The organism is Bradyrhizobium sp. ORS 375 (genome assembly GCF_000239775.1).
In the GTDB taxonomy this organism is placed as follows: domain Bacteria; phylum Pseudomonadota; class Alphaproteobacteria; order Rhizobiales; family Xanthobacteraceae; genus Bradyrhizobium.
The window spans coordinates 1-16,044 of record NZ_CAFI01000049.1 but is presented as its reverse complement, the minus strand read 5'-3'; the positions used below and the strand labels follow the sequence as shown (position 1 = coordinate 16,044).

Sequence of the window (16,044 nt, the reverse complement as noted above, 5' to 3'; positions counted from 1 at the left end):
ACATGACAACGTCACGGCTCAGAAGCAGTCTGCTCGGACTGGCGATCGGTCTTCTCAGCGCGCCGATCGCGGCGCAAGCCCAGATGGTGCATCAGCACGGTTCGGACGCGGCCTGTGAGGGCACCGAGCTCCGATGCGCGACCAAGGTGACGCCGTTCTTCGCCGAGGACGGCAAGCTCTGGCTGGCCTGGATGGCCGGAGGGCGCGTGTCGGTGGCGGGCTCGACCGACGGCGGCCAGAGCTATTCCGCGGCCGTGCCGGTCACCGAGCAGCAGCTCAATCTGGACTGGGGGCCTGATGCCAGGCCCAAGCTCGTCGTCGACGGCAAGGGCGCGCTCGCGGTGGCGTTCTCGATCTTCCGCGATCAGGCTTTCAATGGTCAGGTGCTGTACACGCGCTCCGACGATGGCGGCAAAAGCTTCGCTCCCTTGCGTCCGATCACATCGAGCAACGAGAGCCAGCGCTTCGAGGCGCTGGCACTCGACCAGGACGGCACCGTCTTCGTCGCCTGGCTCGACAAGCGCAACCGCGCGCCGGCCAAGGCAGCCGGGCGTGCCTATGAGGGGGCAGGGCTGTTCTTCGCGTCGTCGCAGGACCAGGGCGCGACCTACGCCGAGGCTGCGCTCGCCCAGGACAACACCTGCGAATGCTGCCGGCTCGGTCTTGCCTTCGCCGGGCCGGGACGTCCGGTGGTGGTGTTCCGCAACATCTTCGAAGGCAGCGTGCGCGATCATGCCGTGGTCACCTTCAGCAATCTCACGACGCCCGGCGAAGTTTATCGGGTCAGCACCGACGACTGGCAGATCAAGGCCTGTCCCCATCAGGGGCCGAGCCTCGCGGTGTCGCCGTCCGGCGCCTATCACGTCGCCTGGTTCACCAACGGCAAGATCCGCAAGGGACTGTTCTATGCGCATTCGCGCGACGGCGGGCGTACCTTCTCCGAGCCCATGGCGATCGGCCAGGCCGATCGCAATCCGACCCGTCCCTACGTGCTCGCGACCCCGGACGCGACGACACTGGTTTGGAAGGAGTTCGACGGCGAGCGAACCACGGTCATGATGATGCAGTCCCGCGATGATGGCGAGACCTGGTCGAAGCCGCGCGCGCTTGCCAGCACGGACAATGCGTCGGATCACCCGCTGCTGGTCGCGCGCGGAAAGCAGATCTTCCTGTCTTGGATGACCAAGGCGGACGGCTATCGGTTGCAGGCCATCGGAGACGAGTCATGAAGAAGACCTTTGCGGTTCTTGCGGTCCTTGCCCTTGCAGCCTTGACGGGCCCGAGCACGGCGGCTTCGCCGTCGCTGAAGCCGTTCGAGCGCGGCAGCTGGCGGGAGGTGTTGCGCGCCCATGCGGGACGTCCGACCCTGATCCATTTCTGGGGCGTGACCTGCGGCCCCTGCAAGATCGAGTTGCCCCAGCTCGGCAAGTTCATGGCCGATCACCCCGAGATCGATGTGGTCACCATCAGCGCCGACCTGGTGCCCAATCTGAGCACCGCGACCCAGGCGATGCTGGACAAGGCGGGGCTGGCCGGCGCCGAGAACTTCATCTTCAATGACGGTTATGCCGAGCGGCTGCGCTTCGAGGTCGATCCGTCCTGGCAAGGCGACATTCCGCGCACCATGCTCGTGACCCGCGATGGCGCCATCGAGACCATCGAGGGCAGCGCCGAGATCAGCGACCTCGACAAATGGTCCCAGGCGCAGGTGCGGCCGCATTAGGGCGGTGGAGGGCCAAGCTCGGCCGGGCCGCGCCCCGCGCGTTCCGGAAACCGGCGTGCTTTCGCCGTTCATCCTCCGCTTCAGCGAAACCAGTAAAATGATCGGGAATACGGTGGCTTAGCCGCTTTTTCTCAATCCCAGTCTTGTGTTTTGCCGCCTGATCCGGTTTGACTGCGCCAGCCCGAACCGAATCTCGAAGGCCCAACCCATGCGTTTGTCGCGGTTTTTCCTGCCCATTCTGAAAGAAAATCCGAAGGAAGCCGAGATCGTCTCGCACCGGTTGATGCTGCGCGCCGGCATGCTGCGGCAGGAGGCCGCCGGCATCTATGCCTGGCTGCCCCTCGGCTTCAAGGTCCTGAAGAAGATCGAGCAGATCGTCCGCGAGGAGCAGAACCGCGCCGGTGCGCTCGAATTGCTGATGCCGACGCTGCAGCTCGCCGACCTCTGGCGCGAGAGCGGCCGCTATGACGCCTACGGTCCGGAGATGCTGCGCATCAGCGACCGTCACAAGCGTGAGTTGCTATACGGGCCGACCAACGAGGAAATGATCACCGAGATCTTCCGTGCCTATGTGAAGTCCTACCGTAACCTGCCGCTCAATCTCTATCATATCCAATGGAAATTCCGCGACGAGCAGCGTCCGCGCTTCGGCGTGATGCGCGGCCGCGAATTCCTGATGAAGGACGCCTATTCGTTCGATCTCGACGAGGCCGGCGCGCGGCGTGCCTACAACAAGATGTTCGTCGCCTATTTGCGCACCTTCGCGCGGATGGGCCTGAAGGGCATCCCGATGCGCGCCGAGACCGGCCCGATCGGCGGCGATCTCAGCCATGAGTTCATCGTGCTCGCCGAGACCGGCGAGTCCGGCGTGTATTGCGATCGCAACGTGCTCGATTTGCCGATCCCGCCCGCGTCGGTCGATTATGACGGCGACCTCACGCCGATCATCAAGGAATGGACCTCGCTCTATGCCGCGACCGAGGACGTCCACGACGGCGCCCGCTTCGTGGCCGAGGTGCCTGCGGAGCGCCGCGTTCATACCCGTGGCATCGAGGTCGGCCAGATCTTCTATTTCGGCACGAAGTATTCCGAGCCGATGAAGGCGCTGGTCGCCGGTCCTGATGGAGCCGAAGTCACGATCCATGGCGGCTCGTATGGTGTCGGCGTGTCGCGTCTCGCCGGCGCCATCATCGAGGCCTGCCACGACGACGCCGGCATCAAATGGCCGGAGGAGGTCGCGCCGTTCCGCGCCGTGATCCTCAACCTGAAGCAGGGCGGTTCGGACACTGATGCGGCCTGTGAACAGCTCTATCGCGATCTGCTCGCCAAGGGCGTGGACGTGCTCTACGACGACACCGAGCAGCGCGCGGGCGGCAAATTTGCCACGGCCGACCTCATCGGCATTCCCTGGCAGATCATGGTCGGGCCCAAGAGCTTGGCGGAGGGCAAGGTCGAGGTGAAGAATCGCAGCGACGGCGCCCGCGAGATGATGTCGCCGGCCGATATCGTGGCCCGGCTCGGCGCTGGAACCATGGCGAGCTGAGCCGTTCGTTCGATCATCGGATTATCCACCGGGGTAGCCAGCCCATTTCAGGCCAATCCGGCCACAATCGGCCCGAATCATGGGATGATCGCGCAATGGATAACGCCATGACCGAACCCGTGCAGACCGCGCCCTTCGCGCCCTTCGAGTGGATGCTGTCGGGGCGCTATCTGCGTGCCCGGCGCCGCGAGGGATTTATCTCGGTCATCGCGGGGTTCTCGTTCCTCGGCATCATGCTCGGCGTCGCGACGCTGATCATCGTGATGGCGGTCATGAACGGCTTCCGCAAGGAGCTGCTCGACAAGATCCTCGGCCTCAACGGCCATCTGCTGGTGCAGCCGCTGGAATCGCCGCTCACCGACTGGAAGGACGTCTCGGAGCGGATCTCGCAGGTGCAGGGCATCCGGCTCGCCGCACCTGTGGTCGACGGCCAGGGCCTCGGCTCATCGCCGTTCAACGCGTCGGGCGTATTCATCCGCGGCATTCGCTCGCAGGATCTGACCAACCTGACCTCGATCGCCAAGAACATCAAGCAGGGCACGCTGGAAGGCTTCGACGAGGGCCAGGGCGTCGCCATCGGCCGCCGTCTCGCCGACCTGCTTTCGCTGCATGCAGGTGACAGCATCACGCTGGTTGCGCCGAAGGGCGCGGTGACGCCGATGGGCACCACGCCGCGCATCAAGCCCTACAAGGTCGCGGCGGTGTTCGAGATCGGCATGTCCGAATACGATTCCAGCTTCGTGTTCATGCCGCTGGCGGAGGCGCAGGCCTATTTCAACCGCAACAATGACGTCACCGCGATCGAGATCTTCACCAGCAATCCCGACAAGGTGGAGCAGTTCCGCAAGACGGTGACCGAGGCTGCGGGCCGGCCGGTGTTCCTGGTCGACTGGCGCCAGCGCAACTCGACCTTCTTCAACGCGCTGCAGGTCGAGCGCAACGTGATGTTCCTGATCCTCACCCTGATCGTGCTGGTGGCGGCGCTCAACATCGTCTCCGGGCTGATCATGCTGGTCAAGGACAAGGGCCAGGACATCGCCGTGCTCAGGACGATGGGCGCCTCGCAAGGCGCGATCATGCGGATCTTCCTGATCACCGGGGCCTCGATCGGCGTGGTCGGGACGCTCACCGGCTTCATCGTCGGCCTGCTGATCTGCATGAACATCGAGACCATCCGGCTGTTCCTGTCGTGGCTGACCAACACCGACCTGTTCGATCCGACGCTGTACTTCTTGTCGAAGCTGCCGGCGGAGATCGATGCCGGCGAGACCAGCGCGGTGGTCATCATGGCCCTGACCCTGTCCTTTCTGGCCACGCTCTATCCCTCCTGGCGCGCGGCCCGATTAGACCCGGTCGAAGCGCTTCGCTACGAGTGAGGCGCTGATGGAAGAGCAGGGGGCAGAAGACGTCCCGGTCGTTTATCTCCACGAGATCAAGCGCCGGTACATGCAGGGCGAGAAGCAGCTGACGATCCTGGACGGCGCCAAGCTTGCCTTGTGGGCCGGGCAGTCGGTGGCGCTGGTGGCGCCGTCGGGCTCGGGCAAATCGACATTGCTGCATATCGCGGGTCTGCTGGAGAGCCCCGACGAGGGCGAGGTCTATGTCGGCGGCACGCCGACGTCGCAGCTGACCGACATCGAGCGCACCCAGATGCGCCGCACCGACATCGGCTTCGTCTACCAGTCGCACCGGCTGCTGCCGGAGTTCACGGCGCTGGAGAACGTGATGCTGCCGCAGATGATCCGCGGCCTGAAACGCTCGGAGACGGTGAAGCGGGCGAGCGAGATCCTGGCCTATCTCGGGCTCGGTGAGCGCATCAAGCACCGCCCCTCCGAGCTCTCCGGCGGCGAGCAGCAGCGCGTCGCGATCGCACGTGCGGTCGCCAACGCGCCACGTGCGCTGCTGGCGGACGAGCCGACCGGCAATCTCGATCCCGGCACCGCCGAGCATGTCTTCCACGCCCTGATGCAGCTCACCAAGGCAACCCGGGTCGCGATGCTGATCGCGACCCACAACATGGAGCTGGCCGGCCGCATGGACCGACGCGTCTCCATCGTCGCCGGCAAGGTCGTCGAGCTGGATTGAGCCTAGAAGCGATCAGGGTCTGATCACCGTCATCTTGAACGGCTCGCGGTGCGCGGCGGCATGGGCCACCGCCGCGTTGGCGTGGTCGAGACCGAAGCAGGTCGGTTCGAACTGCGCGAGGTCGAGCAAGCCGCCCCTGATCAGCCCCACCATCTTCACCGTCGCGGTGGGCGGACACATCCAGACGCCGTGGATCGTGATGCAGTCGCGCATGATCCAGGGATAGGGCAGATCGAGCCCGGGACCGCCGAGCATGCCGACGCCGCCCATCAGCACCACTCGCCCATATGGACGCACGGTCATCACGGCCGACCTGACGACATCGGTCGTGACCGAGGGCGGCATGATGTCGAGCACGCAGTCGATCGGGCCGGACGCAGCGCGCTTCATGCGCTCGGTATCCTCGCTTGCGACGCCGGATAGTCTGACGGGATGGACGCGTGCGCCGAACCTGCGCGTGAGCTCGGCCAGCATGGCCTCGTTGCGGCCGGGCGCGACGACCGCAGCAGCCCCCATGGCGAGCGCCACGGCAACGGCGGCGCTGCCGAACCGGCCGGTAGCGCCGCTGACCAGCACGGTCTCGCCGGGTTGCAGATGGGCGGCGAGAAAGCCGCCATAGGGCACGAGCAGTGTGCCGAGCGCGCACCATCGCGCAGCATCATCAGGATTGATGACACCGATCGGCTTGGCGTTCTCCGTCGGCAGCCGCATCCGCTGCGCGAACGAGCCGTGCCGGAAATACTGCTGAAGCTTCAGCCCACCAGGTCCCCGCGCGCTCAGGCCCTGCAGGGTGATGTCGGGGGCGAGCGCGTTGTCGCGTGAGCGCACGGTCGGATCGCAGAACACCCAGTCGCCGATCGCAAGATGCGTCGCGTCGGGGCCAACAGCGCTGACCCGGCCGATGCCGCTCGTTCCGGGAATGGCGGGCAGCTCCAGCAAATACTTTCGTTCGCCGCTGAATACCTCATTCGCATAGGACAGCACGCCGGCCGCGGCGATGTCGACGATGACCTCGCCGGTGCCGAGCACGGGGTCCTCGACCTGCTCGATCTCCAATGGCGATCCAAGACGCTTCAGCACGGCTGCCTTCATGATCGTTCTCCATTCCACGGGTAGCGGGACGGGAGACTGCCGGTCTATGCTGTCGGCGAGAAGGCCTGGTATTATCCTAGGACTAGCTGGGCCCAGTCTGGAACCCTTCCGCCTAGGGAGCGCGCCATGAGCGATCCAAGACATGCCGCACTCGGCAGCTTCCTGCGCTCCCGGCGCGAGAAGCTGGCGCCGCAAGCGGTCGGGCTCGCGGCCGGGCGACGGCGGCGCACGGCAGGGCTACGCCGCGAGGAAGTGGCGGAACTCGCCGGCATCGGCGTCGACTGGTACATCCGCCTCGAGCAGGGCCGCGCGGTGACGCCGTCACCGTCGACCATCGATGCGCTGGCGCGCGCCCTGCGCCTCACCCGAACGGAGCACGCGCATCTCAAGGCGCTGGCGCGCGCACCGGCGCGCAAACCCTTCGCGCGTGAACAGGTGCCGCTCGGACTGCGCGAACTGGTGCAGAGCCTGAATCAGCCGGCCTACATCTCGGGACGGCGCTGGGATGTCCTGGCCTGGAATGATCAGGCCGACGAGATCTTCGGCTTTTCACAGCTCGCCGACGAGGATCGCAACACGCTGCTGCTGATGCTGTGTGTGCCGGGCGTGCGCAAGCTGTTCGGAGCGCAATGGAAGGATCTGGCCAGACGAATGGTCGCGCAGTTTCGCGTGACCTACGATCTGTGGGCCGGCGATCCTGCATTCGTGGATCTGCTCGCGCGGCTGCGCGGCGGCAGCCGCGAGTTCGATGAGTTGTGGGCTGCCCACGACGTCAAGGCACTCGCTGCGGGCGAGAAGCTGCTCGATCATCCCAAGAAGGGGCGCGTGAAGCTGCGCTACGCGACGTTTCAGTCGAACGACGACCCCGCTTTGAAGCTCGCGATCTACTACACGTGAGCACCGCGATTGTCTGCGGACATCAGTGCGATCAGCGGCGATCGCAATGCATGTCCACCTATCGAGGCGATCATACAATCGTCGGTTTTGCGGATGATGGTGCTACTCATTCGCAAGATGGTCAGCGGTGCCTTGAAGATGCGCCGTCGAGACACGAGAGTTCCTCGGTGACGGGAAAATGGCCCGATCACAACTTCGGCACCGCCCCGCATTGTGGCGCGCGATGGACGTTGGCCACGACTCCTCCACATATCCTATTAGTTGTTTGTTCATGTAGCAGCAAAACCCTTGAAAAATAGGCGTTTGCGTCAAATCCCATAAAAGCCGGAAACAACCTGTTGAGTCCGCCCAACACGTGATGTGGCGACGCAAATGCAAAGGGCATGAGCACTGCGTCGCTGCGCTTGTTTTTGCGACGGAAGAGAGGGTCTGGGGACCTTGGGACAAAAGCTACGGAGTTCGATGATGAAAACGCTTTACGGCGCAGCGGTGGGGCTCGGCGCAATGGCCGTCGCGACGTCAGCTTTGGCGGCTGATCTTCCGATGAAGAAGGGGGGCTACACCAAGGCTCCGCCGGCCGTGATGGCGACGGTCTATGACTGGGGCGGCTTCTATGTCGGTTTCAATGCCGGCGGCGGCTCCAGCCGGGACTGCTGGAACCTCGTCTCGAACGCCGGCGTTGCGGTGAATCCGGCGGCCAATCGCGAGGGCTGCTCGGGCGGCGGCGGCGCCGCGGTCGGCGGTCAGATCGGCTACCGCTACCAGATGGCCAACTGGGTGTTCGGCGTCGAGGCGCAGGGCGACTGGGCCAACTTCAAGGGCACCAATCGCAACCTGATTCTGCCCAATGTCAGCGACCGGTCGCGTACCAACGGCTTCGGCCTGTTCACCGGCCAGGTGGGCTACGCCTTCGACAACGTTCTCTTGTACCTCAAGGGTGGTGCCGCGGTCGTCGGCGATCGCTACGACACCTTTACGACTGGCACCAATGTCATGCTCGATCGCGCCAATACAACGCGCTGGGGCGGCACGGTGGGCGCTGGCCTCGAATACGGCTTTGCTCCGAACTGGTCCGTCGGCGTGGAATACGACCACATCTTCCTTGGCAACAAGAACCTGAATTTCGTTGCCGCCGCGGGCCAGCCCGCGATGACTCACCGCATCAAGCAGGACGTCGATATCGGCCTGGTCAAGCTGAACTACAAGTTCGGTCCGGGTTTCGGACTCGGCATGATGCACTGACGATTGGTCAGATCGGCCTAAAAAAATTCGTCGAGGTCTTGGCCTCGACGAGCTTTTCTCTGAATGCCACCGCTTGACAGAGGTCGCGGCGGAAGATCCGAGCGACGGCGTCCTCCGTCCGACGTCAACTCCGCTCAGTCCTCTTCGAACACGAACGGGTTGGGGAAGGGCGCGTAGGGATTCGGTGCCGGCGGCCGCGGCTTGATGCGCTGCCGGTTCGGATAGGGATAGGGCGTTGCGCGCGGATCGTTGCTGACGCCAGCGAAATAAGGGTTGGCGATGCAGGTCAGCAGGCGTCCCGACGCCGTCGCTTGACACTGCGCGTAGGTGTCGAACGTGCAATTGCTCAAGCCTGGGTGCTGATCGCCCTGCAGGCAGAACGCGTGCCTGACTCCGACGGCGTGAGCCGGAGCATGGGCTGCGACCGCGAGGCCGGCTGCAGCCAGGGCCGCATAGAACACGTCACGCATCAACGATCTCCCTTCATCCGGTGATGACAACCTTCGCCGCGTTGCATGACAAAGCGATGCGAACAGGTCGCCTCGTGTGTAGTCGGTCGGCCTCGTCTTGCAAATCACAAAGTTCCATCAACACACTGTGATTGCAGATTAATTTCCAGACATGTCTGGGGTGCCTTCAGAAGCACCCTGTGACCCTCAGGCTACAGCAATTCCGCCATGGATCGTTAAGAGGTGCGGCTGGCCTGGGGGCCAAATGAGACGAGACTGGACTTTCAGATGAAGAAACTTGTGTTGATGACGACGGCGCTCGTGGTGCTGGCCTCGCCGGCGCTGGCCGCGGATCTCGCCGCGCGTCCCTACACGAAGGCGCCTGCGCCGATGATGGCCGCGATCTATGATTGGAGCGGCTTCTACATCGGTGCGAACGGTGGCGGCGGCTGGAGCCACAACACCTGGGATCTGGTCGGCGGCGGCCGCGAGGGTTCGCATGATTCGTCGGGCGGCACGATCGGTGGCCAGTTCGGTTATCGCTGGCAGATGGGCCCCGTCGTGTTCGGTGTCGAGGCGCAGGGCAACTGGGCCGACTTCACCGGCGACAATGTGAGCGCGCTGTTCGCGACCCGCAACCGCACCAAGACCGACGCATTCGGTCTGTTCACCGGCCAGGTCGGCTACGCCTTCAACAACGTGCTGCTCTACGCCAAGGGTGGTGCGGCCGTGACAAGCAACACCTACACGATCACCAACTCGGCGACCGGTGCGTTCCTCGGCTCCAACGACGACACCCGCTGGGGCGGCGTGGTCGGCGCCGGCCTCGAATACGGCTTCGCGCCGAACTGGTCGGTGGGCGTCGAATACGACCATCTGTTCATGGACCGACAGACCGTGAGCTTCGGCGCGCTCGGCTCCGAGAGCATCAAGCAGGACGTCGACCTGTTCACGGCGCGCCTGAACTATCGCTTCGGCGGCCCGGTCGCGACGCGGTACTGAGTCGCTGCGCGTCCGTTCCCTTGAGCATGCAGGCCCCGGCGCAACCCGCGCCGGGGCCTTTTTCTTGCCGATCGAGATCAATTAACCAAGCAACCGCATCGGCAGCGAGACGACTTCCCGCCGCGCTTGACCTGAGAACGAAAAAGGAACATTGTTCTTCATATGTTCTGACTCAGGGAGGTCCCCATGCTGAAGGTTTTCGTCGAAGAAGCCGCCGCACTGGCGTCGATCACGCTGTTCGTCGGGATGATCGCGCTGTGGGCGCAAATCATTCCACAGCTTTGATTTTTCGAAGGGCGGCCCGGCTGGGGAAAAGCCGGACAGCCGTCCGGGCCGCCGGACTCGCGCGCGACTGATCCGATATCATACCCAAAGCGAGTCGGTCGCGGGATCGCGGATCCCGAGATCGGTCATCTCCCGACTGGACCGGCGCGCAGCTTTCGGAAGCCCTCAAGCGAAGTTGCAAGGCGAGCATGTCCAGCGCCGGATTCGTCCATCTCCACGTCCACTCGGCCTATTCGCTGCTGAAGGGCTCGATCAAGATCGCCAAGCTCGGCGAGCTCGCCAAGGCCGACCGCCAGCCGGCGCTGGCGCTGACCGACACCGACAACATGTTCGGTGCGTTGGAATTCTCCGACAAGATGGCGGGCTACGGCATCCAGCCGATCGCGGGCTGCGAGCTGGCCATCGATTTCGGCGACATGGACCCGAATGCGCGCAATGCGGGCGCGGTGGCGCAGCCGTCGCGAATCGTCCTGCTGGCCGCGAAGGAGGAGGGCTATCGGCATCTGATGCGGCTGAATTCGCGGGCGTTCCTGGAGACGCCGACGCATCAGGCGCCGCACATCAAGTTCGACTGGCTGACGGAGGGCGTCGATGGCCTGATCGCGCTGACCGGCGGACCGGACGGGCCGATCTCGCTGGCGATCCAGCACGACATGGTGGCGCTGGCCGCCCAGCGGTGCGAGCGGCTGGCGAGCCAGTTCGGCGATCGCCTCTACATCGAGCTGCAGCGTCACGGCGTCGAGCGCGAGCGGCGCGTCGAGGGCGGGCTGATCGACATCGCTTATGACAAGGGCCTGCCGCTGGTCGCGACCAACGAGCCGTATTTCGCCAGCACGGACGATTACGAGGCGCATGACGCGCTGCTGTGCATCGCCGGCGGCCATCTCATCGCCGACACCGAACGCGTGCAGCTGACCCCCGATCATCGCTTCAAGACCCGCGCCGAGATGGCGGTGCTGTTCGCCGATCTTCCGGAGGCGCTGGCCTCGACGGTCGAGATCGCCGAGCGCTGCTCGTACCGGCCGCGCACGCGCAAGCCGATTCTGCCGTTCTTCACGGTCGGCGCCGGCAATGGCGCCGATGCCGTGGACGCCGCCAGCGCCGAGGCCGCCGAGCTAAAGCGGCAGGCGGAGGAGGGTCTCGAGCGCCGCCTCAAGGTGCACGGCATGGCGCCGGGCATGACCGAGGAGGACTATCAGAAGCGGCTCGCCTTCGAGCTCGACGTCATCATGCGCATGAAGTACGCGGGCTACTTCCTGATCGTGTCGGACTTCATCAAATGGGCCAAGGCGCACGGCATTCCGGTCGGTCCGGGCCGCGGCTCCGGTGCAGGCTCGCTGGTCGCCTGGGTGCTGACCATCACCGACTTGGACCCGATGCGGTTCGCGCTGCTGTTCGAGCGCTTCCTCAATCCCGAGCGCGTCTCGATGCCGGACTTCGACATCGACTTCTGCCAGGACCGCCGCGGCGAGGTGATCTCCTACGTGCAGCAGCGCTATGGCCGCGACCAGGTGGCGCAGATCATCACCTTCGGTACGCTGCAGGCGCGCGGCGTGCTGCGCGACGTCGGCCGCGTGCTGCAGATGCCCTATGGCCAGGTCGACAAGCTGACCAAGCTGGTGCCGCAGAATCCGGCGGCGCCCGTCACGCTCGCCGCCGCCATCGAGGGCGAGCCGAAGCTGCAGGCGTTCCGCGACGAGGACCCGGTCGTGGCGCGCGCCTTCGACATCGCGATGCGCCTGGAGGGTCTGACGCGGCACGCCTCGACCCACGCCGCGGGCATCGTCATCGGCGACCGGCCGCTCAGCGAGCTGGTGCCGATGTATCGCGATCCGAAATCGGACATGCCGGTCACCCAGTTCAACATGAAATGGGTCGAGCCGGCTGGCCTCGTCAAGTTCGACTTCCTCGGCCTGAAGACGCTGACCGTGCTCGACGTCGCGGTGAAGCTGTTGAAGCAGCGCGACATCCATGTCGATCTCGCGACCCTGCCGATCGACGACGCGCCAAGCTACCAGATGCTGGCGCGCGGCGACGTGGTCGGCGTGTTCCAGGTTGAAAGTCAGGGCATGCGGCGGGCGCTGATCGACATGCGCCCCGACCGGTTCGAGGACATCATCGCGCTGGTCGCGCTGTATCGCCCGGGTCCGATGGCCAACATCCCGACCTACTGCGCCCGCAAGCACGGCGAGGAGGAGCCGGAATATCTGCATCCGATTCTGGAGCCGATCCTGAAGGAGACCTTCGGCGTCATCATCTACCAGGAGCAGGTGATGCAGGTCGCGCAGCAGATGTCCGGCTATTCGCTCGGCGAAGCCGATCTTCTGCGCCGCGCCATGGGCAAGAAGATCCGCGCCGAGATGGACAAGCAGCGCGTCCGCTTCGTCGAGGGCGCCGTCAAGAACGGCGTACCGAAGGACCAGGCCGACACCATCTTCGACCTGCTCGCGAAGTTTGCCGACTACGGCTTCAACAAGTCGCACGCGGCCGCCTACGCGCTGGTGTCCTACCATACCGCCTACATGAAGGCGCATTATCCGGTGGAGTTCATCGCGGCGTCGATGACGCTCGATCTCAACAACACGGACAAGCTCTCGGAATTCCGCGCCGAGGCGCAGCGCCTGGGCATCAAGGTCGAGCCGCCGTCGATCAACCGCTCCGGCCCGACCTTCGAGGTCAGCGGCAACACCATCTTCTACGCGCTCGCCGCGCTCAAGGGCGTGGGGCCGCAGGCGATCGAGATGATCGTCGAGGCCCGCAGCAAGGGCGGCCCGTTCACCTCGCTCGCCGACTTCGCCAGCCGCGTCAGTCCACGCGCGATCAACAAACGCATCATCGAGACGCTGGCCGCGGCCGGCGCCTTCGATTGCCTCGACAAGAACCGCGCCCGCGTGTTCGCCGGAGCTGACGCCATCGTCGCCGCCTGCCAGCGCGCCAACGAGGCTGCGACATCAGGCCAGAACGACATGTTCGGCAATGCGGCCGATGCGCCCGCGATCATCCTGCCGAACATCGAGAACTGGCTGCCGGCCGAGCGCCTGCGCCGCGAGTATGATGCGATCGGCTTCTTCCTGTCCGGCCATCCGCTCGACGACTACGCCGCCGCCTTGAAACGGCTGCGGGTGCAGAGCTGGGCCGAGTTCTCGCGCGCGGTGAAAACCGGCGCCACCGCCGGCAAGGTCGCGGCGACCGTGGTGTCGCGCATGGAGCGCCGCACCAAGACCGGCAACAAGATGGGCATCATGGGCCTGTCGGATCCGACCGGCCATTTCGAGGCCGTGCTGTTCTCCGAAGGGCTCGCGCAATATCGCGACGTGCTCGAGCCGGGTGCAGCCGTACTGCTGCAGCTCGGCGCCGAGCTGCAGGGTGAGGACGTCCGCGCCCGCGTGCTGCATGCCGAGCCGCTCGACGATGCCGCCGCCAAGACCCAGCGCGGCCTGCGCATCTTCCTGCGCGACACCAAGCCGCTCGATTCGATCGTCAAGCGGCTGCAGGGGGATGGCGCTGCGGCCAATGGCAATGGTGCCGCAGCCAAGAGCGCCGCGGCGCCGCCGCCGCGAGCCGCCGCCGGCGAAGGCGAGGTCTCGCTTGTGATGATGCTCGACCTGGAGACCGAGGTGGAGATGAAGCTGCCCGGTCGCTTCAAGGTTTCGCCACAAATTGCAGGCGCCATCAAGGCCGTGACTGGCGTGGTCGAGGTGCAGCAGCTCTGAGGCGAGCCGATTTTCGATGGGGCGGCCTTGGCTTGGCTGTCCTGCTCGGAGGGGCGCGGGCGAGGTGGAACGAAAAAGCTGCAACTTCGCTGTTCCGGCATGCCTCCGTTCAACCGCGGTTCAGCCACCCGCGCGCTGTATCCGGGGCAGGTGCCTCGATAAGGGCTCGAACCGTCATGCGCTTGGCCAAGATCAACTCTCAGACTATCGTCCCCGTCGCGCTTTGCCTGCTCGCGCTGGTAGGTTTATCGCGGCCTGCTGCAGCGCAGCAGCCCGCACCGGAGAAGCGCATCGCGCTGGTGATCGGCAACAGCGCCTATACCAAAGGCACCCTGGCCACGGCGGCCAATGACGCCGGCCTGATCGCGCAGACCTTGCAGGCGGCGGGCTTCGACGTCGTCGGCGCGCGAGACCTCGATGCCGACACGCTGCGCAAGAGCTTCCGCGATTTCATTCACAAGGCGCAGTCGTCCGAGGGCAACACGGTGGCGATGGTCTATCTCGCCGGCTACGGCATGCAGCTCGCCGGCGAGAACTACTTCATCCCGGTCGATGCCAATATCGCGAGCGATGTCGACATCCCGACCGAAGGCCTGCGGCTCAGCGACTACATCCGCCAGCTCGCCGCGACGCAGCTGAAGGCCGGCGTCGTCGTGCTCGACGCGGCGCGCCAGCAGCCGTTCATTTCAGCTGGTCCGACGATTGCGGGCGGGCTCGCGCTGGTCGAGCCGGACAACAACATGCTGATCGCGTTCAACGCCGCGCCCGGCACGATCGCTCCGAGCGAGACCGGCAATTACGGCGTCTATGCCCGCTCATTGGCGGAGATGATCCGCACCGGCGGCCTGTCGCTGCCGGAGGTATTCGACCGTCTGCGGTTGCGCGTCAACGAGGAGACCAAGGGCGCCCAGGTGCCGTGGGATGCGCAGAAGATCCAGGCCACCTTCACCTTCTTCGAACGGGCGCCTGATGCGCCGGCCCCGCAGGTCTCGCCCGAGCAGACCGCAGCCCTTCGCGCGCGGCCGATCCGCGAGCTGCCCGTGCAAGAGGCCTATACGGCGGCTCTCGAGCGCGACACGCTGCAGGGCTATGAGGATTTCATCGCTGCCTATCCGGGCGATCCGCTCGCCCGGCGCGTGCGAGCCATCGTCGCCGCGCGCCGCGAGGCGCTGACCTGGCGGCGCACCTACCGCACAGACAGCGCGGAAGCCTATTGGTCGTATCTGAAGCGCTATCCCTACGGCGCCCACGCCGCGGATGCGCGCCGGCGGCTGGCGATCCTGTCGGCTCCTCCCGAGCCGCCGCCGAGCTTCGCCATGATCGAGTACGACGTGCCGCCGCCGCCACTCGACGAGATCACCTATGTCGAGCGGCCGGTGCTGCTGTTCTCGGATCCCGATTTCGATTTCGTGCCGCCGCCACCACCGCCGGTCTACATCCTGCCGCCGCCACCGCCTGAGTTCGTGGAGCTGCCGCCGCCTTACGCGCCGGTCGGCCTCTTCATCCTGCCGCGCCCGGTGTTCGTGCCGATTCCGGTCTATGTCCGCCCGCCGGCCTTCGTCGCGCCTCCGCCGAACAACATCATCTATCAGAACATCCACAACACCACCGTCATCAACACTGTGATCAACCGGCCCGCGCCACCGTCCGGTCCGATCTCGGCAGGGCCGGCCGCGACCACGCCGCCTGCTGCAGCGGTTGCGCCCGCTTTGCCACCGGCCGTCATGCAGCGCGCCACGCTGATCCAGCAGGGCAAGGTGCCGCCGCCGCCAACGGGACCGGCTGCCACCGCCGCTGGTCGGCCGGGCGCGCCGCCCGCGATTCAGGCCAATGCTCCTCCAGGCCGTCCTGCGCCGCCCATCGGTGCACCTGGGCAGGGGCCAGCCCCAGGGCAGGGGCCGGCCAATATCAATGCGCTGCCAGTGCCGGGCCGCGGTGGCCCGCCGGTCCCGCCGTCAGCGCAGGCGCCGAACGCGCGTTCGCCCGCATCGGCAGCGCCTGCGCCAGCACCGT

At 65.6% G+C, this 16,044-nt stretch carries 12 protein-coding genes; 10 read left to right on the top strand and 2 right to left on the bottom strand.

Going from position 1 to position 16,044, the window contains the following annotated elements:
* Window positions 1–2: 2 nt before the first annotated feature.
* From BRAO375_RS04300 to BRAO375_RS04280, 5 genes are all read left to right on the top strand, one after another.
* Window positions 3–1,229, top strand: coding sequence for a sialidase family protein (locus BRAO375_RS04300; RefSeq protein WP_035638913.1), 1,227 nt, complete (start codon window positions 3–5; stop codon window positions 1,227–1,229).
* The gene (locus BRAO375_RS04295) at window positions 1,226–1,723 is read left to right on the top strand and encodes a TlpA family protein disulfide reductase (protein WP_009026229.1); all 498 of its coding nucleotides are present in this window, start codon (window positions 1,226–1,228) and stop codon (window positions 1,721–1,723) included. The genes BRAO375_RS04300 and BRAO375_RS04295 overlap by 4 nt, the downstream gene beginning before the upstream one ends.
* 208 nt (window positions 1,724–1,931) lie before the next feature.
* Window positions 1,932–3,266: a proline--tRNA ligase gene (gene proS, locus BRAO375_RS04290; RefSeq protein WP_009026228.1), complete on the top strand. Its 1,335-nt coding sequence runs from the start codon at window positions 1,932–1,934 to the stop codon at window positions 3,264–3,266.
* A gap of 95 nt (window positions 3,267–3,361) precedes the next feature.
* On the top strand, window positions 3,362–4,642 hold the full coding sequence (locus tag BRAO375_RS04285; protein WP_035638910.1) for a lipoprotein-releasing ABC transporter permease subunit: 1,281 nt from the start codon (window positions 3,362–3,364) through the stop codon (window positions 4,640–4,642).
* 7 nt (window positions 4,643–4,649) lie between these two features.
* Window positions 4,650–5,351, top strand: a complete 702-nt coding sequence (locus BRAO375_RS04280; RefSeq protein WP_009026226.1) for an ABC transporter ATP-binding protein — start codon at window positions 4,650–4,652, stop codon at window positions 5,349–5,351.
* A 12-nt stretch (window positions 5,352–5,363) separates the two neighbouring features.
* Here the strand turns inward: BRAO375_RS04280 and BRAO375_RS04275 are convergent, their stop codons facing one another.
* On the bottom strand, window positions 5,364–6,443 hold the full coding sequence (locus tag BRAO375_RS04275; RefSeq protein WP_035638907.1) for an alcohol dehydrogenase catalytic domain-containing protein: 1,080 nt from the start codon (window positions 6,441–6,443) through the stop codon (window positions 5,364–5,366).
* Window positions 6,444–6,569: 126 nt separating this feature from the next.
* Between BRAO375_RS04275 and BRAO375_RS04270 the strand changes: the two genes are divergently transcribed.
* Both BRAO375_RS04270 and BRAO375_RS04265 read left to right on the top strand, forming a co-directional pair.
* Complete coding sequence (locus tag BRAO375_RS04270; RefSeq protein WP_009026224.1) at window positions 6,570–7,340, top strand: helix-turn-helix transcriptional regulator; 771 nt, start codon at window positions 6,570–6,572, stop codon at window positions 7,338–7,340.
* A 462-nt stretch (window positions 7,341–7,802) separates the two neighbouring features.
* Entirely contained in the window at window positions 7,803–8,582 is a 780-nt protein-coding gene (locus BRAO375_RS04265; RefSeq protein WP_009026223.1) for an outer membrane protein, read from the top strand.
* Window positions 8,583–8,716: 134 nt separating this feature from the next.
* Here BRAO375_RS04265 and BRAO375_RS04260 read toward each other — a convergent pair whose 3' ends face one another.
* The gene (locus BRAO375_RS04260; RefSeq protein WP_009026222.1) at window positions 8,717–9,052 is read right to left on the bottom strand and encodes a DUF3551 domain-containing protein; all 336 of its coding nucleotides are present in this window, start codon (window positions 9,050–9,052) and stop codon (window positions 8,717–8,719) included.
* Between the two features lie 267 nt (window positions 9,053–9,319).
* On the opposite strand from BRAO375_RS04260, the gene BRAO375_RS04255 reads away from it, so the two are divergent.
* The 3 genes from BRAO375_RS04255 to BRAO375_RS04245 all read left to right on the top strand — a co-directional run.
* The gene (locus tag BRAO375_RS04255) at window positions 9,320–10,033 is read left to right on the top strand and encodes an outer membrane protein (protein ID WP_009026221.1); all 714 of its coding nucleotides are present in this window, start codon (window positions 9,320–9,322) and stop codon (window positions 10,031–10,033) included.
* Between the two features lie 473 nt (window positions 10,034–10,506).
* The gene (dnaE, locus tag BRAO375_RS04250) at window positions 10,507–14,031 is read left to right on the top strand and encodes a DNA polymerase III subunit alpha (protein WP_009026220.1); all 3,525 of its coding nucleotides are present in this window, start codon (window positions 10,507–10,509) and stop codon (window positions 14,029–14,031) included.
* Window positions 14,032–14,207: 176 nt separating this feature from the next.
* On the top strand, window positions 14,208–16,044 hold a 1,837-nt coding region (locus BRAO375_RS04245; protein ID WP_035638903.1), incomplete at its 3' end, for a caspase family protein.